This window comes from Luteibacter sp. NPDC104163 (assembly GCF_055584245.1).
In genome coordinates, this window is the sequence record NZ_JBVJMK010000003.1 from 150157 (window position 1) to 170599 (window position 20443).

Annotated in this window: 21 protein-coding genes; all 21 read right to left on the minus strand. The window is 64.2% G+C overall.

The window, feature by feature from the left end; all coding sequences use genetic code 11:
* Positions 1–5: 5 nt before the first annotated feature.
* The 21 genes from ACZ6YI_RS05385 to ACZ6YI_RS05485 all read right to left on the minus strand — a co-directional run bounded on the left by ACZ6YI_RS05385 (position 6) and on the right by ACZ6YI_RS05485 (position 20426).
* A complete protein-coding gene (locus ACZ6YI_RS05385; RefSeq protein WP_465777744.1) occupies positions 6–698 on the minus strand; it encodes a hypothetical protein in 693 nt (230 codons plus the stop codon).
* Positions 695–1015 (minus strand): hypothetical protein, encoded by a 321-nt coding sequence (locus ACZ6YI_RS05390; RefSeq protein ID WP_465777745.1) that lies wholly within the window; start codon positions 1013–1015, stop codon positions 695–697. Before ACZ6YI_RS05390 ends, ACZ6YI_RS05385 begins: the two co-directional genes overlap by 4 nt.
* A complete protein-coding gene (gpJ, locus tag ACZ6YI_RS05395) occupies positions 1015–6198 on the minus strand; it encodes a TipJ family phage tail tip protein (RefSeq protein WP_465777746.1) in 5184 nt (1727 codons plus the stop codon). The genes ACZ6YI_RS05390 and gpJ overlap by 1 nt, the downstream gene beginning before the upstream one ends.
* Before the next feature lie 60 nt (positions 6199–6258).
* Positions 6259–6924 carry a tail assembly protein gene (locus tag ACZ6YI_RS05400; protein WP_465777747.1) on the minus strand — a complete coding sequence of 222 codons (666 nt, stop codon included), beginning with the start codon at positions 6922–6924 and terminating at the stop codon, positions 6259–6261.
* Positions 6921–7667 carry a C40 family peptidase gene (locus tag ACZ6YI_RS05405; RefSeq protein WP_465777748.1) on the minus strand — a complete coding sequence of 249 codons (747 nt, stop codon included), beginning with the start codon at positions 7665–7667 and terminating at the stop codon, positions 6921–6923. The genes ACZ6YI_RS05400 and ACZ6YI_RS05405 overlap by 4 nt, the downstream gene beginning before the upstream one ends.
* Complete coding sequence (locus tag ACZ6YI_RS05410; RefSeq protein WP_465777749.1) at positions 7664–8368, minus strand: phage minor tail protein L; 705 nt, start codon at positions 8366–8368, stop codon at positions 7664–7666. Before ACZ6YI_RS05410 ends, ACZ6YI_RS05405 begins: the two co-directional genes overlap by 4 nt.
* Positions 8365–8697, minus strand: coding sequence for a phage tail protein (locus ACZ6YI_RS05415; protein WP_465777750.1), 333 nt, complete (start codon positions 8695–8697; stop codon positions 8365–8367). Before ACZ6YI_RS05415 ends, ACZ6YI_RS05410 begins: the two co-directional genes overlap by 4 nt.
* On the minus strand, positions 8694–11513 hold the full coding sequence (locus tag ACZ6YI_RS05420; protein ID WP_465777751.1) for a phage tail tape measure protein: 2820 nt from the start codon (positions 11511–11513) through the stop codon (positions 8694–8696). Before ACZ6YI_RS05420 ends, ACZ6YI_RS05415 begins: the two co-directional genes overlap by 4 nt.
* The gene (locus ACZ6YI_RS05425; protein WP_465777752.1) at positions 11510–11815 is read right to left on the minus strand and encodes a DUF1799 domain-containing protein; all 306 of its coding nucleotides are present in this window, start codon (positions 11813–11815) and stop codon (positions 11510–11512) included. The genes ACZ6YI_RS05420 and ACZ6YI_RS05425 overlap by 4 nt, the downstream gene beginning before the upstream one ends.
* Before the next feature lie 8 nt (positions 11816–11823).
* Positions 11824–12132 carry a phage tail assembly chaperone gene (locus tag ACZ6YI_RS05430; protein ID WP_465777753.1) on the minus strand — a complete coding sequence of 103 codons (309 nt, stop codon included), beginning with the start codon at positions 12130–12132 and terminating at the stop codon, positions 11824–11826.
* A complete protein-coding gene (locus ACZ6YI_RS05435; RefSeq protein ID WP_465777754.1) occupies positions 12132–12797 on the minus strand; it encodes a phage tail protein in 666 nt (221 codons plus the stop codon). Before ACZ6YI_RS05435 ends, ACZ6YI_RS05430 begins: the two co-directional genes overlap by 1 nt.
* 80 nt (positions 12798–12877) lie before the next feature.
* Complete coding sequence (gene gp17, locus ACZ6YI_RS05440) at positions 12878–13228, minus strand: tail completion protein gp17 (RefSeq protein ID WP_465777755.1); 351 nt, start codon at positions 13226–13228, stop codon at positions 12878–12880.
* Positions 13221–13727 (minus strand): HK97-gp10 family putative phage morphogenesis protein, encoded by a 507-nt coding sequence (locus ACZ6YI_RS05445; RefSeq protein WP_465777756.1) that lies wholly within the window; start codon positions 13725–13727, stop codon positions 13221–13223. The genes gp17 and ACZ6YI_RS05445 overlap by 8 nt, the downstream gene beginning before the upstream one ends.
* Positions 13720–14061, minus strand: coding sequence for a phage head closure protein (locus ACZ6YI_RS05450; RefSeq protein ID WP_465777757.1), 342 nt, complete (start codon positions 14059–14061; stop codon positions 13720–13722). The genes ACZ6YI_RS05445 and ACZ6YI_RS05450 overlap by 8 nt, the downstream gene beginning before the upstream one ends.
* A gap of 4 nt (positions 14062–14065) precedes the next feature.
* Positions 14066–14413, minus strand: coding sequence for a head-tail connector protein (locus tag ACZ6YI_RS05455; protein WP_465777758.1), 348 nt, complete (start codon positions 14411–14413; stop codon positions 14066–14068).
* A gap of 1 nt (position 14414) precedes the next feature.
* On the minus strand, positions 14415–14840 hold the full coding sequence (locus ACZ6YI_RS05460) for a hypothetical protein (protein ID WP_465777759.1): 426 nt from the start codon (positions 14838–14840) through the stop codon (positions 14415–14417).
* A gap of 53 nt (positions 14841–14893) precedes the next feature.
* On the minus strand, positions 14894–16135 hold the full coding sequence (locus ACZ6YI_RS05465; protein ID WP_465777760.1) for a phage major capsid protein: 1242 nt from the start codon (positions 16133–16135) through the stop codon (positions 14894–14896).
* A gap of 14 nt (positions 16136–16149) precedes the next feature.
* A complete protein-coding gene (locus ACZ6YI_RS05470; RefSeq protein WP_465777761.1) occupies positions 16150–17025 on the minus strand; it encodes a head maturation protease, ClpP-related in 876 nt (291 codons plus the stop codon).
* Positions 17026–17039: 14 nt separating this feature from the next.
* Positions 17040–18341 (minus strand): phage portal protein, encoded by a 1302-nt coding sequence (locus tag ACZ6YI_RS05475; RefSeq protein WP_465777762.1) that lies wholly within the window; start codon positions 18339–18341, stop codon positions 17040–17042.
* Entirely contained in the window at positions 18341–20014 is a 1674-nt protein-coding gene (locus ACZ6YI_RS05480; RefSeq protein WP_465777763.1) for a terminase large subunit, read from the minus strand. The genes ACZ6YI_RS05475 and ACZ6YI_RS05480 overlap by 1 nt, the downstream gene beginning before the upstream one ends.
* A 4-nt stretch (positions 20015–20018) precedes the next feature.
* A complete protein-coding gene (locus tag ACZ6YI_RS05485; RefSeq protein WP_465777764.1) occupies positions 20019–20426 on the minus strand; it encodes a hypothetical protein in 408 nt (135 codons plus the stop codon).
* Positions 20427–20443 lie beyond the last annotated feature (17 nt).

Below are 20443 nucleotides of genomic sequence, written 5' to 3' on the forward strand. Positions count from 1 at the left end.
GGTCCTCAATAGCCCGTCACATCGACGAGCAGGTAGCTGAGCGCGTCCTGCTGGGAAGCGTTCGTTTTTGTTTCGGTAGGAAGGTGGTTGATCGCGTCGCTCTGCTGCAGCGACCAGGTGAGCTGTTGGCCGCTGAACGAAGCCATGGGGTAGAAGACGAAGTCGACCCATGGGTAGGGCGGGTTGCCGGCCTGGCTCACGATGTTGCTGACGTATTTGTAGGCGAGGTTCCCCACGACCATCGCCGGCAGCCCGGGAAACGACGCCGTCGCCGGTATCGTGTTGGCGGTGAAGTCGCTCCCACCGGCGCCGACAACACGCATGTACTTCATGCGTGAATCGAAGGTCACGACGCCCGTCGTCGGGTTCCTGATCCGTAGACCGGGCGCCGCGGCCATCGACACGTAGGCGGGTTCGTCGAAGAGCCACCAGTCGATCGATCCGCTCGTCGCGGCGATCAGGAACTGGTACGTGACCGATGTGCCCGACGCCGAGACGCTGACCAGCATCGCCGGCACCGACGATCGCCATGCCAGCACGGGCGAGTTGCCGGTGACCGTGAAGGATCCGAGGCGCCACTTGTTGCTGTTCCACGATGTACCCGGGGAGAAAGTCCCTTTCGCCCGCAGGGAGAGGTTTTTGTAGGTATCGTCGATCTGAACGCCGGAGGCGTTGCGAAGCTTGAAGCCGAGGGTCACAGCGGACCTCCGGTGTAGAAGCCGTACAGGACCTGCGCGGGCGATCGCACCGAAGGATCGCCGGCATACTTCCAGCTCCAGCTCAGCGTGGTGCCGCTGAGAACGATGCTCGGACTGTCCTTGCCCCCACTCCCGAAGCCGGGCAAAGTCGTGAAGAAGCCCTGCGCGCCCGCCACAGAGCCGAGCTCTGGGATAGTCACGGACCCAGGGGACGTGCCGGTGCTGAACTGCCCCAGGATCTTCGTCATGCGCGTCGCCAAGGTCACAAGCGTCGCGCCGGTCGCAGGGTCACGGAAGGTGGCAACGGCGGTTGCCATCAGCTCAGGATCCCGATCTCGACCACCACCACACCGTTGGCATTGTTGGTCATGCGCCAGCCGTTGGTGTCCTCCGTGATCGTGAAGGCCTCACCGCGCACGTAGCGCGAGCCGGTCTTGTTGATCTCCCACACCGGCAGGCCACCGGACGTGACTGCGGTGGACTTGATCTGGTTGCCGATCATGGCGTCCGTGATCCAGCCCTGCCCGATCAAAGCCTGGCTGATGAAGACCTGCCCGCCCTGGATCACAAACGGATATGTCACCGGCATAGAGCCATCGGTGGCATTAATCACCGCGAAGGTGCCCGCGTTCACCAGCACCTGCGATGTGACATCACCGCCGCTATAGTCGACGCCGAGCGCGATGCCCGCCATGTAGCGCTGCCCGTTCGCAGCGACCTGCGTTTTTATCGTGTAGCTGGACGACACCTTGCCGTCCGTCGTCGCCTGGGCCTGAGCGATCGTCTGGATCTGGGCACTGTACCCGCCGACAGTGGCGCTAAGCGCCTCGGTCTTGATGGCTTCGGCAAGGTCGCCATCCACCCGGGCGACGGAATACGTATAGATGCCCGCCTTTCGGGTGTTGGCGCCGGCCGGCGTGCTGTCCGCGCCAGCCTTGACCGGCATGGTCACCGAGGCTTCGATCGCCGTGGTACGCGATGCCAGAGCGCTGTCGGCATCCGCGCGCGCCTGCGCCTCCGCCGTGATCGCCGCAGTGTTCGCCAGGCCAGTCCCGATCGCTTCGGCGTCCTCGATGACGAAATAGTCGATCTCGACGATGCCGAGGCCGCTGCTGTAGTTCGCATAGATCACCGGCGCGAAGTACATGCATCCGTTCACCAGCGGGGCGGGTGCGTCGTAGGTCTTGTTCAGGGGAGGCACACCCGTGGCGGCCCGGCCCTTGAAATAGCCGGTGTACTCGACGAATGTGCCGATGGCCGGTGACGTGGATGTGTAGTGAGCCGGGCTGTATCCGTTGGCGCCCGCCGTCGTAATCGGGGTCGTCTTGTCGGCGCCGAACGCCACCACGCCAATGTAGGTAGGAAGGTCGCCCTGAACCCTGCGGAGGCGGCAACGAAAGCGATACAGCTTGTTCGGGTCGAACGGGATCCGATCCGTCGGCACCAGGTACTGGTGGTTGTCGGACGTTCCGTCGCCGATGCGCATGACCGACCCGCCCTGGACCGAGTCAGGCGAGGCGACATTCACCAATACGCTGCCAGCGCCAGCCACGCGCTTCCATCGCACTTTCGGGTCGGCCGCGTCGAAGACGTCACGGAACACGTTACCGGCCGAGACCTGCAGCGTCTGGATCGCGGATGCGTTCGCAGAATCGCCATCCGCCCGCGCCTGCTGCTCCGCAGTGATCGCGGCCGTGTTCTGGCCTACCGTGGACGACAGGTTGTCAATGCGCGTACCGAGCGCCGTGTCACCGTTCGTTCGCGCAGTGACCTCGGTGTTGAGACGGGTGCTGACGTCGCCGTTGGCCGCCGTCACGCTGGTCATCCACTGCGCCAGCGTCGTCGTGGCATCGACCTGGGTGGTCTGCTGATTCAGGATAAACGCCGACTTGGCCGCGTTGTGCGCGCCGATGAGGGCGATGTCCTGGGCCATGGCCGAATCGGCCGTGGCGCGTGCCGTGGCTTCGCTGGTGATCGCTGCGGCATTTACGGTGCCGCTGGTCTGCTGCGTGTTGTGCTTGGTCGTGATGACCTGCACGGTGTAGAGCGACGCATGGTTGTAGAGGCGCAGCGCAGGGACGCCATCGGCATCGATGAAGAATTCGGGATTATTGCTCGTGACGCCACGCTCATAGACCTTCTTGAGCGTCCAGTTCGTCCCATCGCTGATGAACTGCGCGACCGCGCTGGTCACGCTGCTCGTAGTTTTGACCTGGGCTTCGCACTCGTACACCGCGCCACCGGGCGCGTTCTTGTCCAGCGGCGTGGTGCCATCGGCGTTGGCCAGCTTCTTCGACGTGGCCGTGTTGACCTGGTAGACCGAGGTCCAGCGGCCGACCGCGCCGAACGATGCCGTGACGGTGTCAACGCGCGTGCCCAGTGCCTGGTCCGCGCTTGCGCGGGCCGTCTGCTCGGCGGTGATCGCCGCTGCATTGTCGTTCGCCTGCCCCTGGACCAGGCTAATCGACGTGGATAGCGCGCCATCGGCGTCCGTACGGGCCTTCTTCTCGTCGAAAATGATGCCGCTAGTCAGGTCACCCAGACTGGCGTTCGACGGGTCGGGGAGCCCTGTGAGCTTGCTGGACAGGGTCTGCCGCGCCGTGACCTCGGCACTGTCCGCGTTTGCCCGCGCCGTGGCCTCCGCCTGGATCGCGGCCGTGTTCCCGTCGGCGGCGGCTGTCACGGTATCGATGCGGCTGCCGAGCGATTCGTCAGCGGTCTGCCGGGCCGTGGCCTCGCTGGTCACGGCTGCGCCACGCGCCTGCGCCTCGGCATCGATCGCGTTAGCGCGCGCCTGCGCCTCGGCGCTGATCGCAGCTACTCGGTTGTCCGTCTCCTGCTGAATCGAGGCGGCCGCCGCGTCAACGTCGGTCCGGAGCTGGGTAGCGGCGGTGTTGAGCTCGGCCACGTCGTCGGTGAGCTGGCCTACGGCCGCCGTCGACGCGTCGATCTCGCTGCGAAGGGCATCCTGTAGGGCGCCCTTGCCGATCGTGCCGGCCCAATAGTCCTGCAGCTGGTTCGGATCGGAAATGCTCTGGCCGTTGACTGCCCCGGTCGGGGGATAGAACGGGCCGATGTTCCCAGCCTTGTCAACGATGCGCCCCCAGAAGAACAACGAGGCGCCGGCGGCCAGACCGTGAAGTTCCGTATGACTACCCGGGTACGAGAAGTCGCCCATCTTCGTGGCGGCGGTAACCTCCGCGTCCGGGCGCGCGGCGGTGGCGCTCGACCAGATCTCGGTGCGCTGGCTATCCTCGGTATTCGGCGGGAACGTCCAGTCCAGGGCGATGCCGAACGGCAAGCTCTTGGCGGTGAGGGTCGATAGCGACGGCGGCGCGCCAGTCTTACCCGCAACGAGTGTGGGATCGCTGTACGCGGCGATCGACGCGACATTGCCGTTGTTGATGGCCGTGACGCGGGCGATGTAGGTGCCCGTGTAGATACCGATGACGTCGATCGAGGTGGTCGAGACGGTGCCCGCCTGGATCCACTGGCCGTTGTCCTTCTGCCACTCGACCTTGTAGGTGGCTGCGCCATCGGCTGCCGTCCACTCGATGGTCATCACGTTGTTCGCGATGCCCTGCTCCACCACCACGCGGCCTTCCAGCGTGACGTTCGTCGGCGGTTTCTGCAGGCTCGCCGGCAGGCCACTGATGGGCGGTATCTGGATGGCCGCGCCCGAGTCGATGTGCGCGAACTTGCTTGCGTTGTGCTGGACCGCGCTGATCGTGAACTTGATCTGGCCCTCGCTCGAGTCCTCGCTGACGCTGAGGATGCGGAAGGTCTGGTTCTGGAGCGTCGTGCTCTCGACGGCCCACACCGACTGGCCCACCGGGATCTCGGTGAAGGGCTGTGAGACCGACAGCACCCGGCCGTTGATGCCGTTGATCACCCGGCTCTGCGCCGTGCCCTCGGGTAGATGGACCGTCAGGGTATCGCCGACGGCCACCTGCTCGGGCGCGCGATCGACGGTGACGGTGCTGGCCGTGGCCGCGCTAATGCGGCCGCCGTTGCGCGCGCCAGCACGAGCCGGATCCTGCACGCGGATGATCTGGCCCGGGGCGGCACGCAGGCCCTCAAGGCCCACGGCGAATGTCACCGAATCGGTCTCGTACTGGCTGCTCGTGACGGCCCAGAGTCCACGGCGGTGCGCCTGGCTCTGCCGCGTGCAGCCGAAGGCTACGAACTCGTAGGGCTGGATGCCATACCGGGCAATGGCCGCGTCGTCGGGGACGTACTCGACAGCCTGCTTGTAGCTGTTTTCCGGGTCGTTGTAGGTCACCAGCGCCGTGGTGTAACGGGTCTTACGAGCGCTCGACTGGTACGAGAACGCCCCGTCAATGACGTTCGCCGCGGTGTAGGTGTAGACCGGGTCGTCCGGCATATCCGCGACCGTGGTGATCGCGCTGCCCATCCAGTAGCTGACACCACTGAAGACCGACGCCAGGTCACCGAGCAGACGGAAGGCATCCTCCCGGGTCTGCAGGTAGCAGGTGCACGTGTAGCGTGGCTCCTGGCCGCCCTTGCCGTCCGGCACGAGCTGGTCGCAGTACTGGGCGATCCGGTACAGCTCCCATTTGTCCATCAGCGAGGCGTCGACCATCGCCCCCAAGCCGAAGCGGTCGTTCAGAACGACGTCGTAGATGATCCACGCGGGGTTGTTCGTCCAGGCGATCTTGAACGAGCCGTCCCACACGCCGCTGTACGCCCGCGTCTGGGGGTCGTAGTTCGACGGCACGCGGATGAGGCGGCCCCAGCAGACGTAGGACCGAACCGGGATATTCGAGAACTGGGAGGCATCCCCGCTTATCGCCACGTATGCCGTGTTCGGCATACGCAGCTTCGCGTCGATAATCTCGGTGATGGAGATAACACGGGTGGTATCCGCCACGGTGGCGCTGTCGGCGTTCGCGGTAATGCGACGAACGCGCACGTTCCAGCCCAAGGTGGCCGCCGGAAGGTCGATACGGTGCGTACGCTGGTACGGGTTGCTGGCCTTTCCGTCGAAGGCGCCGTTCAGAACCGTGTTGTAGGCGCCGCCATCGGTCGAGATGTCGATCGCGTACTGGATGCGGTAGCCGTTGATATCGCCGTTCGAAGTGTTGCTCTTCTGGAGGGCATCCACCTGCAGCGTGATCGAGACTGCAGACAACTCGGTGTTCGTCACCGCTCGGACCCACGGCGTGCCCGACTTGAGCTCGGTCGATACTGCGATCTCGTTCTTTACCGAGCCGTACCCGGGGATGTAGCTCTGGTCCTGCGTGCCAGGCCGGATCTGCACCGACACACCGGTGAAATTCAGTGTGCCGTCGGCATTGGCCACTGGCGTGCCGTCCAGCTTCACCGACTGCAGGCCGTTCACCAGCCCATACATTTCGCCTTCGGAGAGGATCTCCTCGATCTGGAAGTAAGAGATCGATCGAAGTGTGTCCGGCGCTTCGACAGGCGTGTGAGTGCTTCCGCCGCCTTTGAAGCCACGGATGATCGGGTCAAGGCCCATGGTCGTCCCATAAAAAAGGCCCGCACGTGGCGGGCCTGGGTGAAGGTCTGGTGGCGAGGATCAGTCGGGGTCGTACGGTGAGGCCTTCGACCCACCGAGCAGCGAGCCGGTACCGACGTTCGACGGGCGGGCGCTGTAGTCGACGGCCTCGATGCCGGCGGAGATCACCACGCTGCCAATTTCCATGGGGCCGCCGTAGAGCGCCGGCACGGCGCTGCCCTGGGCGGTGACGTTCACCGGGCCGTTGAAGATGTAGCTCGCCTGGTTGCTGGACGAATCTGCGGCCTTCGACGTCTTCGGCTGAGGGCTGAGCATCTGGACGACGCCGCCGGCCACCATCGCGATACCCGCCTGGATGAACGGGGTGCCCCAGCCGCCGTAGATGTTGCCGATCACTCCCACCACGATGAGCACGACGCCGATGATGGTCTGGAGCACGCCGCCATTCTTTGCGCCGGCGTGGACCTGGGCGATTCGGATCACGGACCCGGCAGGCTCCTTCAGCTGCTCGTAGCCGATGTTCTCTTCGTGCTTGCCGCTTCCACGGAACACAGCGAACTCGATCCCGTGATCGGTGCTCCAAGCCAGATACTCCTTGAACCCGCGCAGCATGGAGCACAGCGCGCGAACGGCTTCCGCCGGCGTCTTGGTGTCGAGGTGGAGGCTGAACTGCCGGCCGAAGCGGCGGCCAAGGGCCCCACCCAGGCGAATGGTCGTTGCGGTCACGTTGTTTCCTTGCTCGAGGCCGACATTCGCCACGCCGAACGCGTGATCTCCTGGTACCAGCCGCCGTAGTTGTCTCGGGAGCTGTCCCGACCGTACATGTGGTGCAGCATCAGGCCGTCACCCAGATAGATGGCTGCGTGGTTCGGAACCAGGTTCTTCGATCGGACCTGCATGAGGATCAAGTCGCCTCGACGCAGAGTCGATGGGTCGATCTTCTGGAAGCCAGCGGCAGCTATGGCGGCATCGGAATACAGGTCGCTCGATCCGTCGTCCCACCAACCGTCAGGGCGTGACGGATTTGGGAGGTCGACCCCGAGCTCGCGCGCATACCAGTCCCGGCACAACGCCCAGCAGTCCAGCACGCCGTGGTGCCACGTACGCCCGACCAGGGGCGCCTCGTAGCCGCTCGGCTCAATCACAAGCGTGTCGGTGACCACCGGCCCGGGCATAACGGAGACGATGGCCCACGGCACGCCAGAGGTCTCACACCCAACCCTGTCGCCCTCGGACGGTCTGGCTGGAACGTTCGGGTGCGAGTGCACGATCGCCGTAACCTCACCCTCGTCTTCAGCCGCAGCGTAGTCCGCCGGCGCAAGCACGAAGTGATCTTCAGGCGTCTTCGCGACGTTCCTACACGCAATGTATCGCTCCCTTCCCTTTCGCACGATGACAACGCCGCAGGCCTCGCGCGGGTATTCCTCGAGGGCATGCGCGTGAGCGGCTCGCTGGGTGGCAGGCTTCATTTGATCAGGCTCGCGGCTGGGAATGAGCCATACGGCAGTTCGGCGGTCTGTCCGAAGCGCGCGCGGCACGACGTCAGCCGACCGCCGCAGCGATCGAGCACGGGGTCATCGGTGGGCGTATCGTCGGCGAGCGCCACGGGCGGACCGTTGTAGCCGCAGTACGGGCCGCGGTACCCGCCGATGGCCAGCCAGCTGCAAACGTTCGCGATGATCTGCCGACCCGGCAACTGCTTGCCACCGAAGTCCATGGGGCTTGATAGCTCCCATGTGACCTGCGTCTTGTCCTCGGCGGACCGGCGCTCGATGAACCACAGCTCGGGCGGAATCTCCTGATCAGGGTCCGCTGTCGGATTACCTCCGGGGAAGTTCACAGCATCGAGGTATTTGCCGAGCGTGCGCCTGCGGGTGACGCGCGCCCCAACCAGGTCTTGATAGGCCAGGCAAAGCGCGGTCATACGGCCGTTGACGTTGCCGGCCGTCAGTGTTGGCACGGGCGGCTGGTCGGGATCGGTCTTGAAGCCCTGCGTCTGGATGGGCCACGGGTCGTACTGATTTCCCTGCCAGTAGATGGGCCCGACCTGGGTGTAACCGTGAAATCGGAGAACGTCCCCCGCTCCACCGCCAGTGATGGGCCGAGCATCGAGGTCGAACAACTCCACCCATGCGCCAGGCTCGAGGGTTTGGATATCGGCGTAGATCATGCAGCGAACTTCTGCTCGAACGTGGCGCTGACCGTGTAGATGCCGCCGCCGATCTCGGAAGGGCTGTAAGCCGTCACCTTGTAGAGGCCTTGCGTGCTGAGCGGCGGCTTCCAGAAGAACCCGACTGCACCAGCATGGCGGTCGAAGAAGTCCACGATCTCCTGCATCTCAGCCTCGTCGCCGACGAACTGCAGCGGCCACGACTGGACCTTGTTGTTGATCCCGTCCGCGACCTCCTGTGAGTAGCCATCCCCGAATTTGGCCTGGCTAGTTCGCAGATTCACCTGCCCGGGCGACCCGATCGCCCGCCACTTGAATGTCTCGGTCATCGCGGCTGGGCCCTCCACAGGGCGCCACCTGGGCGCATTGCCATGGCGAGCTCCTGCTTCACCGTCGCTTTCACCGCTTCACCAAGATGCCGGCCGAACCCGGCGGCATCGTCCTGCGTGGAAACATCGCTCGATCCATCAGCATTCACTACCACGCTCACCTGCACATCCGGGCCTGAGCCACCACCGACGGCCTCGACGCCAAGGCGGCCGCTCGATGTCCGGGTGAGCGGCATGATCGCCTCGCTGCGTCCGGTCTCTTCGCCGGCAACGCCGATGGCTGCCCCTTTGGCGAACGCAAACATGGTGGGCTTGCTGAGGATCTGGTTCGAATAGGTCGACAGGCTCGGAGAATCGTAGACACCGCCCTTGGCGTTCGCGGTCATTCCCGGCCACGACGTCGAGAGCGAGCCGCTCCCGGTGTAATTCGAACCGCCGTTCAGCGCGTCACCGGCGCCCGTAGAGGCACCACCTCCCGTGAAAAAGCTGAGCCCGTAGTTCAGGAGTGCCGCAGCCGCCTTGTTGGCTTCCAAGCGCGCCACTTCGGTAAGGATCGACGACACGAGATCCTTGATTCCCAGCTTTCCCTTCGTAACCGCATTGGTGATGAAGTCGGACAGGCCGCCGTACGTGCTCTGGACCAGATTGGCGAAGTTCGTAGCCGTGTCACTAACTTGGAAGTTGATGTCGTCCACGGCGCGACGCGCGCCATTGCGCCAGTCGTCGAGAATGGCCCTGCGCTGGTCTTGATATCCCTGTTCAACACCGAGCATGCGGTCGCGCGAATCGCGCAACGCCTGCTCTTGCACACGGTAGGAATCGGTGTTCTCTGCAACCCCTCGGTCTCGTAGCTGCTTGAGCCCATCCGTATAGGTTCGCTCGATCTGCAGCCGTCGACGCATCTGTTCCACGGCGTCGCTTCCCCGGCCAAGTTCGGCGAGGTCTGCGCTATCGGCATCCTTCTGATTCTGCTCTTCCGCCTTCAGTTGCGCTTCGAGGCGAGCGAGCTGCTCAGTTGCCTTCTTTCTATCGTCGGTCGACTTGTTGAGCTTGTCCGACGCATCCAGTTTATCGAGCAAAACCTTGATCGATGCTCTATCGGCAGCGCTGACCTTGTCACCGGCGGCTTCGAGATCGGCCTCTACCGAGATCCGCAGGCGCTGCGACGTCGTCAGCTTGTCCGTGCTTGAAGCATCCAACTCGTTTGCGGCAATCTGCTCCTGCAGCCGCTGGATCAACGTCTGACCAGGCTTCGCGAGCGCCGAGGCGGCACGGGTCTGGCTATCGACGGCTTTCTGGTACTGATCGTCGAGGCCCTTCAAGGCCTTCGTTTTGTCCTCGAGGATCTTCTTTTCGTTGCCGGGGTCGGCCTTTAACGCCGCAGCGGCAGCGTCGACGATCTTTTGCCGCTCGTCCTTGTATTTGTCGATCGTGGTGGCGTACTGCTTGGTGGCCGCCTCGAGGATGCGCTTGCCAGCGGCGCCGTCGGTCTCGATCCGATTGGCGGCCGCCGTGGCGACGCTCAGGTTGTCCTGGCCCATCAACTGATCCTGGATCAGGTTGATGCTGGACTTGGTCTGGTCGATTGCCTTATTGATGTCCTGCAGGCCGTCGAGGTTCCAGCGAAAGCGGACCCCAGACTTCGCTTCGGCCTGCAGCTCGGCCAGCTGCGTGGCCTGCTTCTGGAGTTGATCCTGCAGCGTCGGATCACGTCCGATGCTCGTGACAGCGCTCCATGCGCCCGAAACGGCATCCTTCACCGCCGTCCACGACCGGGCCATCCAGGTCGCGTTGTCGACGACGTCCTTTGACCGGTTAGCCACCGCGTCGGCGTACTGGTTGACCAGCAGCGTGGTGGCTTCCTGCGCCCTTCCCTGCTCGTCGAGCGCGGCCAGCTGGTCTTTCGTCGACTGGTTCAGGAAATGGAACTGCTTATCCAGCGCCGCGGCCGCCTTGACCGGATCCTCGCCGAGCCGAACGAACTGCGCGATCGTGTCATCGATCGACGCCCCGGTAGCCCGATTCAGCTGAACCGCGGCACGGGCTACCGTCTCGATAGTCGTACCGAAGAATTGGCCCGACTGCACGACCTTGGTCACGGCGTCAGCTGCAGCGCCGAAGCTGCCACCCGTTTCCTTCGCGATTCGCTGAGCCGACGTCGTCAACTGGTCGGCCGTCTGGCCAGCCTGATTACCGGTGAGGATCAGCGCTTTACGAAACTCATCCTGCTGGTCCTGCCCTTCCTTCCAGGCATATACCAGCCCGAGGGTCGCGGCAGCGACGAGCGCGGTAGGACTGAGCAAGCCAAGCAAGCTGCGCCCCAGAGCGCCGGCCGCGGGCGCGATGCCGCCGAACATATCCTTCAGCTGGCCGCCCTGCTGCAAGAGAACCGTGAAGGGACGCTGCCCAGTTGCCAAGCCGGAGACAATGTCGGTGATCTGGGCCGGCACGCCGCGCATCGCCGCCGCGCGTGCAGCCTCGCTCATAACGTACTTGCCGTTTGCCTCAGTGGCGCCCTTCGTTGCTGCGGTCTGGGCAGCCAGTTTTGTCTTCAGCTCATCAAGGATGCTGAGCGGCACGCCCTTCAACGCGGCGTTATAGGCAATCTGCTCCGAACGTGTGAGGCCGAGCTGGTCGGCCTGGCGAATGAGGGAGTCGACACGCCGTTTTTCGGCCGAAGAAAGCTGGTTGTAGTCCTGCTGCGCCTGCTGCGACATCGAGCTCACGCTTCGCTTCGCCGATGCAATAGCGGCGTCGAACTGCGTGGTGTCGACGACGATGTCTAGGCGCGCAGTGCCAATGCTGTCGTCGGTCATGAAGTGCTCTGGTGGAGGATATTGAGGGCTTCGCCCTCAATGACGCGGATCGCGTCCATGAAATCGTCGAAGGCGTCGCCCTCGACGCCCTTGCGGTCGAGTTCGTGGAAGATCACGCCGTAGTCCAGGCCAACCGCGCCACCCGGGCCGGTTCGCCATTGGGAGCTGTGTCTGCTGAAAAAGCCGATTGGATCGACGTTCTCGACCCAGAGGGAGACCTTCGGGTCTTCGAAATCCGAGGGCTTTAGGCCGAATTCGCCGGCCGCTGCGGCGGTGGGGCGCTCCCAATAGAGCGCCCGCACCGCTTCCCTCAGTTTCCCTCGCGGCCCACCCGAAGTCCGGTGCTGTACCCGGCCAGAATCGCCTCGCAGGCGCCCGGCTGCTGCTGCTGCAGCAGATCGAGGCTTTCCACGGAAAGCGGCTGGTCGGCTTCCCAGCTCTCAACGATGTCGAGCAGGATCTCGGGTAGCGGACGCATCTCGGTCGCGAAGTCGGTCAGCAGCTTTTCCACTTCAGCCTTCGGCTTGTGCCGGTAGACCAGCTTGAGGGTCTGCTTTCGGGACTGGCCGACGATGGTCAGCGTGGCCGGGAACGTCGGGTTGGCTGCGATCTGGAACATCAGGCCGCCTCGTCGTAGCGCGTGAGGTCCGAGATCAGGGAGAACGTGGCCGTGTTGGTCATGTTCTCGTTCATCGTCATCGACGGGTCAGCGTCGAACGACGGGTAAACGTAGTAATAGAGCTCGGCACCGTTCGGAAGCACGGCGCGGAGCACGACCGGATCCTTCTCGCCGTCGGCTTCGGCCAGCGCGGCATACCAGGCCAGAGCCGGATCGTAGTCCAGCGTCAGCGTGATCGACTTCGCGTTCTTGTACGTCGGGCGCTGCCGCTGCCGGCCGCTCTTGTCCTCGAGGTACTGCCAGGTGAAGAACTGCTGATCGCCACCGGCCTTGGCGATGCTGCGCACCTGGGACAGCGTCACCCAGTCGTCGACCACCGACACACTGCCGATGCCCTGGCCAGCGGGGAAGCGCGAAGCCTTCGTCGTATCGATACCCTCGAGCTCGAAGGTCTTGGCCTGGCTGTCGGCCTCCGCCGTGCGCGCAACGCGCTCGTTGATGTCGGGCCAGCCGCTGGTGATGACGGCGATGCTGCCATCTTCTGGCGGTGCGCCGGTGGTGGTCGCCACGGCCGAAATGGCGTTGCTGAGGGCGGAAACCACCAGCGCCGCGGCGAGCGTGCGGGAAACAGAGAAGATGGTCCCGTTGGGGAACTGAGCGGACATGGGTGGCTCCTGAGGGGCTGAAAACAAGAAGCCCGGCACATGGCCGGGCTTCAACGAGGGCGTTTAGTCGCCCAGGACGGTCATTCCTTGACCCAGATACCGAAGTCTTGGCGAGTGCCGTAGATCTTCAGCGTGTCCTCGTATGTGCTGACGAAGGCACCGTATGCCTGCGTCACAAGAGCGCTTTCGATGAGCGCCCTCTCGATATTCCGGGCGATCTCCGTGGCCTCTACGCGCGATCGCGAGTGCACGTTGATCTGTACCCGGGCATGCCGGTGGTCGGGCAGCCGATTCTCGGCGTAGGCATAGGCCTGCCCTCCGACCTGCTGGTAAGTGATGCAGGGGAAGACTGGATTGTCATCCGTAACGTCGGGCGCGGCGCCGCCGACAGCCAGCGGATTCAGCAGACCGTAAAGTGTTTCCTCAAGCATCGGCGGGCGTCTCTGGTTCAGTCATGTCGCCAGCCAGGAGCTGCGGGAGCCTTTCGCGGCCGCGTGCAATCATGGCTTCTCGGGCACGCGCGGTACCGCCCTCCAGAGCTGGGCGGAGAAAGGGCCGAGCCGACACCCACTTCGGGGTCTCACGCCTCGACTTCACCGTGTACCACTGTCCCGAAGGCAACCTCACGGCCTTGAAGGGCATCCAGTGCCCGAACTCGAGCAGATGGCCATGCGGCGCCTTCTTCGAGTTCCACGTGACGGTGTACTGGACCTGCTTTTCATTCGACTTGGCATCCCGGAAAGCAAGGTAGATCGCGTTCCGCAAAATCCCATCCTTCACGGGCGCCAAGGCCTTTGCCTCGTCGCGAAGCACCTGCCCGCCGGCCACTGCCATGGACCTCGCGAGGTGTGTCCGCGCAGGCCCGGCCAGGCGCTCAAGCGCGGCCGTGAAGTCCGCCGTGTCGAACGTGGCCTTGAGGTTGTCAGCCACCATTCGCTCCGCGGTTGCAGACCAGGTCGGTCCACTCCCGCTTTTCCTCGTCCATCTGCACCGAGGTGATGTCGTAGGGGATGCCGCCCATCAGGACGCGCATGCCGCTGTCGATGCCCTGGCGATACCGGATGCGGAAGCTATAACGGGTGACCGAAGCCTCGACGCCGTTCTGCTCGCCGGACACCACGCCCATGCCGGTCTGGCTCTTCACGTTGGCCCATACGGTTACAACGTCGGTCCAGGTCTTGATGGGCTGGCCAGCAGGATCCTTCCCGGTGCCCGGCTTCTGGATGGTCGCCTGGCGGTTGAGCGATCCAGCAGCGAGACCCATGTGATCAGACCCCGAGGCCGACGCGATGGGGCCACAGCAGCGTGGTCGTACCGACGGGCAACTGCGCGGCCGCGGCGCTGTCGCCCATGACCACTTCCTCGCGATTGCGGTAGAGGTGGCCGAGCAGCAGCAGGACGGCTGCCTTGATCACCGGCGTAACCACCATCGGGTCGTCGCCCGCGACGTTGTCCAGGACTGCCTGCGCCAGGGTGTCGGCATCCTTGTATACGCGGCGGTTGAGGAAGTTCTGGGCAGATTCTTCGGCCGCTGCCCCGTACACCTCGAGCATGGTGTCGTCGCTGCTGTCGGCCCGGCAGTGCGCTCGGGCCTCCTCGATGGTGATCAGGTCCACGTCAGTCCTGCGGATTGAGCGCAGCGGTCAGGGCGTCGACAACACCCTTGCGCGGCTTGTCGGTCGCGTTCTCGGCGGCCAGCGCCGCCTGAAGCAGAGCCTCGTCGGCGCCTTCGATACGGCCGGCGACGTCGGGCACGGTGCCTTCGATGAAGGCTGATGCGCGGGCGGCGAGCTCGGCACCCTCACCCTCACCCTCACCCTCACCCTCACCCTCACCCTCACCCTCACCCTCACCCTCACCCTCACCCTCACCCTCACCCTCACCCGGGGCCGGGGCCGGGGCCGGGGCCGGGGCAGCATCGCTTTCCAGATACCCCAGCTTTTCCAGCTCTCGACGGTGCTGCTCGGTAGTTTCGAACGTGGTGCGAGCCTGCCCCTCGAACATAACCGGACGCTTCGTCGTGACCTTTACCTTATCGCTCATATCGATCTCCATGAGGGGGCCGGCAGGCCCCCTCATAAGTGGCTAGGAACCGATCAGCCGCCCGAGGGAGCGGCAATCGTCAGCGGGCCGTAGATGAAGGCCTCGGGGCGCTTGACCGCCAGGGCCGCACGCTCTTCGCAGCGGATGGTGATCATGTTCTTCTCGAAGTCGTCGTTGTTCTCGGTCGAGATCACGACGTTTGCGTCTTCGCGGTCGAACAGCTGGGCACCGTAGGCGAACGAGCCCGTGAGGAACTTGCCCTGGAAAGCGGCAATCTCGGTGGCCACCACCGGCAGGTTCCAGAGGCGCGGGGCCGCCGAGGCCTGCGGATTGCCGATGATGTAACGGCCCAGCGTGTCCTTCAGGAGCTCGATGCGAGCCCAGTCCACGAAATGCAGCACGTGGCCGGTGGCCGGGATACGGGCCAGCTGGGCCTGCAGCATTGCCAGGCGCAGATCATCGATCGGGGTCTGGCCGTCCAGGCTGAACGCCGGATCGAAAGCCGAGGCCTGGGGAACGATGCCATGCAGATGCGCACCGGTACCGTCACCGAACAGGATTTCCTGCTCCTCGGCGTACTTCAGGCCGAAGCGCATTTCAACGTCGACGGTGCTCTGGAGCTGCGCGAAGTCGTCCATAATCTGCTTGGACGCCTTGAACAGGTGGGCGATCGTCGCCACCGGCGTGATCTTCGTCGCGAACGTGATGGTGGACTCGGGCTTCTTCGCACCCTCGACCTGCACCGCGGCATTGTTCGTGAACCCGGTCTGCTGGACCCAGAAGATGGCCGGCGAGGTCGTGCGGCCCGGGGCGATCAGGTCGCGCATGAACAGGCGCTGCTTCGGGGCCACATCGATGCCCGGGAGGCGCTGCGGCTCAACCACGCCCTCGGCGACGCCGGAGCTCAGCAGCGCGGCATTGACCGAGAAGCTGGCACGGAAATTCTCTTTCGAGTTGATCCGCGCCTGAACGTTCTTCAGGCCTTCCTCGTTCTCGAGCAGCTGCTGGCCCCAACTCTTCGGCTGAGCCTGCTGACCCGAGTTCGCGGGGATGCGCGCGATGCTCTGCTCGACCTCGCCGAGCTCGGCGCGCAGCTTTTCCTGCGTTTCGCGGAGGCCATTGAACTCGCTCGCGATCTTGTCGACCACGCCCTTCGTTTCCGCCGAAAGGGTGCCAGCATTCTTGGCCTCCTTGATCGCGTCCTCGGCCTTGCGGCTGAATTCCTCGCTCGAGGCGTTGAGCTTCTTGGTCACGTCGTTCAGAAGCTGAACGATCTCGCTGTTACCGTCTGCCATGGTCGTATCTCCGATTAAATGGCGGCTGCCAGGCGGAGCCGCGCGAGCGCGACGCCAATGCCGGCGGGGGTGTCGGCCTCGTTGGCCGGTGAGTTGGCAGCGTCACGCGTGCCCTTACCAGCAGCGCCAGGCATGCCGGATTTAACTTCGTTCAGGAGCTTTCGGCGCTCGGTGCGCGGCATACCCGCTTTCGCAAGCGCCAAATCAAGGCGGTGAGCGGCCGCACGGGTAGCCGAAGAGCCAGAATCCGGCTCGGAGACGTCCTCATCATCAAGCAGTCCGTCAGCAAAGCCCTTCGCGACGGCATCGCTGCCACCGATCCACGTCTCTTTATCCATCATCGACTGAACGGCCTTGGCGTCCTGACCGGTCCGTGCCACATAGACATCGGCCATTGCTGCGTCGAAAGGCTCCAGGTAATCAGCTGCGTCCCGTAGATCATTCCTGTTGCCGATGGCAACGATCCAGGCGTTGTGGATCATGAAGAACGATGGGCGGCCGATCTGAATGGTGTCGCCTGCCATGGCGATGATCGAGGCTGCCGACGCGGCCATGCCGAGGATCTTCACCGTCACAACGCCCTTGTGGGCACGGAGCATGTTGTAGATGGCGATACCCTCGAACATGTCCCCGCCGGGTGAGTTGATGTTCACCGTCACAGGATTGTTCGCGCCGATCGAGCGCAGCGCAGCCGCGATCCGATTGGAGGTGACCCCATCGCCCCAGTAGTCCTGGCCAATCACATCGAGGATGGAGATCGAGTTTTCCTCGTCGTCCGCCGCAGCCCGGATGCCGGGATTCCACCGCTCCAGCGCGCGGGGTGACAGGTCGCACTGGATTCCCGAGCGGTCGCGGGCCTCCGGAATACCCGGAAGTCGGTTGTGCTTCATCCAATCATCCTCGGCTAAGCGGCCTTGGCGGCCTTTTCGTGGTTATCGTCCTGGCCGAGCCAAGACATCAGCGCAGCGCGCGCACGCGCGCCGTCAGCGGGAACCTGCCCCAGCTGGTCGAGCGGTATTAGGTTCGACTGGACAGTCAGGACGTCACCGCCAGGCACAGGCGGCAGGTTCTCGAGCCGGCGAACGTCATTCCGGCTCATCCAGCCGTTTTGCAGCGCATGGATGTAGAACTGCGCACGGCCCGCGCTATCGGCGCGCAGCAGGCCTTCAACGCTGAACTCGGCGTAGTACTCATCGTTGGCTGCGCCCAGGAGGCAGCGCTGGATCTCCTGTTCGATGTTCTCCAGCATCGGAGCCAACGAGTGCACCAGGAACAGAAGGTTCATCCCCTCCACGCTCGATGCCCACGAGCTCTGCTTGTCGGTGTGGCCGACCATGTACGGCGGCACCTTGAACCACCGGCAAATTTCCTCAACATTGAACCGGCGCGTCTCCAGCATCTGCGCCGCTTCGGGATCCATGCTGATCCCTTGGTATTTCAGGCCCGCCTCAAGAACCATCAGCTTGCCAGCGTTCTTGCTGCCAGCGAACGTAGCCAGGCTCTTTCGCAACTGCTCGCGCTGGGCAGGCTTCAATGTGCCGGCCTCGCTCGTAAGCACGCCGGAGGTCTGCATGCCGTTGGCAAACACGGCGCCCGCGGCCTCGTCCGCCGCCATCGCCGATCCGAGCACGTCCCGACCGAACTTCAGCGGGTCGGCGCCCGCTACACCGTCGAGACCGAAGCCCCGAATGTGCATCATATCGTCCTCGGCGATCACACGAGGCTGCTTTCCTGGCTCGCTGTAGGTGTACTGCAGGGCTCCGCTTTCGAGGCGCTTCATGGTCACGCATTGTGGCAGAAGCGGAACCAGCGACACGATCTTTCGGCCGATCCGGATCTTCTCGATGAATGCGTTGTGCCTAAGGCACAGCGATGCGACAACCATCAGCATGAATCGAAAAGGAGTCATCTCCTTATTGGGCGACTGGCAAAGCACCCGGTACAGCTCGTGGTTCCTCGCTAGCTCCCGTGATCCGTCAGGAAGGCGCCTGTAAAGTTTGAGCGGAAGCGATGGAACGGTCTCCGAGATCAGCCGTACGCAGGCCCAGACCGTGGACAGTTGCATCGCCGTGTGCGCGGAAACGCTCTTGCCACTCTTCGAGCTGCCGAACCATTCCTGCCAGAACTCAGTCGAGGTCAACTGGATGGGGATGCCCAGCCAGTTGACCAGGGCAGCCTTGACCCGGCCCGGCTTCTTTTCGGCCATCAGATTCCCACCATGATCGGGTCGTTGACGAAGCCGTCGATGTCGCCGCGGCCTTCCGGGTTAAGCGACATCAGGGATGCCGCGTTGAACAGAGCCATGAGCGGATCGATCTTCGCCGTACCGCTGGCCTGCTTTGTGATGTTGATAGCGTTGCTCGTGAGGACGATCCGCGCATTGCCGACGCACCAGTTCATCATCGGCTGGCCGCCATGGGTAATCGTGCCCTCAGCGAGCTTTCGCTCAACGGTCTTGATTGCACCGCCGAGCTTCCAGCCCTGACTGACACCGACCACCTTGTCCTTGGGAACGCCCGCATCTTCCAACGCGTCGAGGATGCCCCCGAGGCCCGCCGGGTCGACCCCGACCATGTCGAGAAGGCCAGCCTCTTCGATCTGCGCCACGAAGCTTGCAACCTCGTCGACGTCCTTACCGATCTGGTCGACCAGGACAAGATGGCCCTGCTTCTCGAAGTCTCGCAGCGCCGGGGCGACCTCTCGCCGGCGCTCAAGGACCGAAGGGTGAGCCCATGCTCGGGTCCACACCATCCAGTCCTTCGTGTCGCGATGGCGGCCTATAGCCGAAAATCCCAGAAGGTCGTCAAGGCCGCCGCCGTCGATACCAACGTCGATGACCTCGCAGTCGCGCAAAAGGTCGGCAAGCCCAACCTTCGCCGCACGGCCCTCCCAGAAGTCCGCCCCCGCCCACCGGTCGGAGCGGAGCGCAAGGCCGATTTCGACGTTGAGGTGCTTGGCCAGGAAGCCGCGCATCGACTCCTCGCCATCGTTCTCCGCTTTGCGGAACTCGCGCTCCAGGAACTCCCTGTCCACCGAGTACCCCATGTTGGGGTTCACCATGTGGAAGTTCTCGGGCTTTCGGTGCTCGCCCTTCGCGATCATGTCCGCAGGGAACTCGTAGATGATCGGCACGAAGCGCGGATCCACGACCTTCCCGTCGCGCACGTCGCGCGCGTACTGCAACTTCTGCCGGAACACGCCAGCGGGCGGGTCATCTGCCTGAGTGGTCAGGTAAATGATGAACCCCTCGGGCCGTGAAGCTAGGCCGCCCGTAGCCTCGCGGAGCATGTTCTCAGCGTTGTGCTGCTTGCCCAGCAGCCAAATCTCATCCACCAGCGTTCCGACTGACTTTTTGCCGCCGACGGTGTTGTTGTCCGCCGCGACCACCTTCAGCGTCGCGCCGTTCCCGCGATGCGTGATGGTCTTCACGTGCGTCTGCACGTGCATCAGGTCTTCCAGGCGCTCGTCGTACTGCACCATGTCCCGTGCCGGCGAGAAGCTGTTGCCAGCAATCTCGATGGTCGGCGCCAGGATGGTGAACTCGGCGGAGTGCCGCCAGTTCAGCACCAGCGAGGCCATCATGATGGCCGCCGCGATACTGGACTTCGAGTTCTTCTTCGGCACGCACACGAACCATTCCGTGATCAGCCGACGTCCGGTTTCCACGTCATAGGCTCCGAAGATCGACGCGGCCAGGTCGAAGACCCACGGGGCGCACGATTCCTCGATCGTCGGCGAGCCCGGCACATCCACCAGGCGGAGCTGGCGAAAGACCTGCAGCCCCCGCTCAGCCTCTGCCGGGAAGATGGGCGGGGGAATGATCGACTCGCCGGCCCTGAGCCGGTCGGCCCAGTCGACGCACGCCGTGCTCCACTCCATCCGATCAGTTCACCCTGGACGGCCGCGGTGGAGGCGGCGTGGACGCGAATGCGCCGCCGGCCTGCGCCGCAGCGTCCCGCTTCGAGTCCTTCTTACCCTTCTCCCCCATCTTCCCGTGCACGTACGGCGCAGCCGCTACGGCCATGCGGTCGCGGCGCTCGGCCTCGGCGTTTCTGTTGTTCATCACGTGCAACATGTACTCGAGCGGCGACATGCTCGCGGGGATGAACTCGCCTTCCAGTGCCGGATCGCTCGGCGGCGGACCAGGTAGTCGTGGCGGCGCCTTCTTGGGCGGAGCCTTCGACTTCCCGCTCGTCTTCTTTGTGTCCGCCTTCGATGCGGACGCCTTCTTGCCCTTCGACGCGCTGCCCTTCGGTCGGCCAGCACCCGGGCGGGGTCCACCTCGCGGCATGCCTCACCTCGATGCGC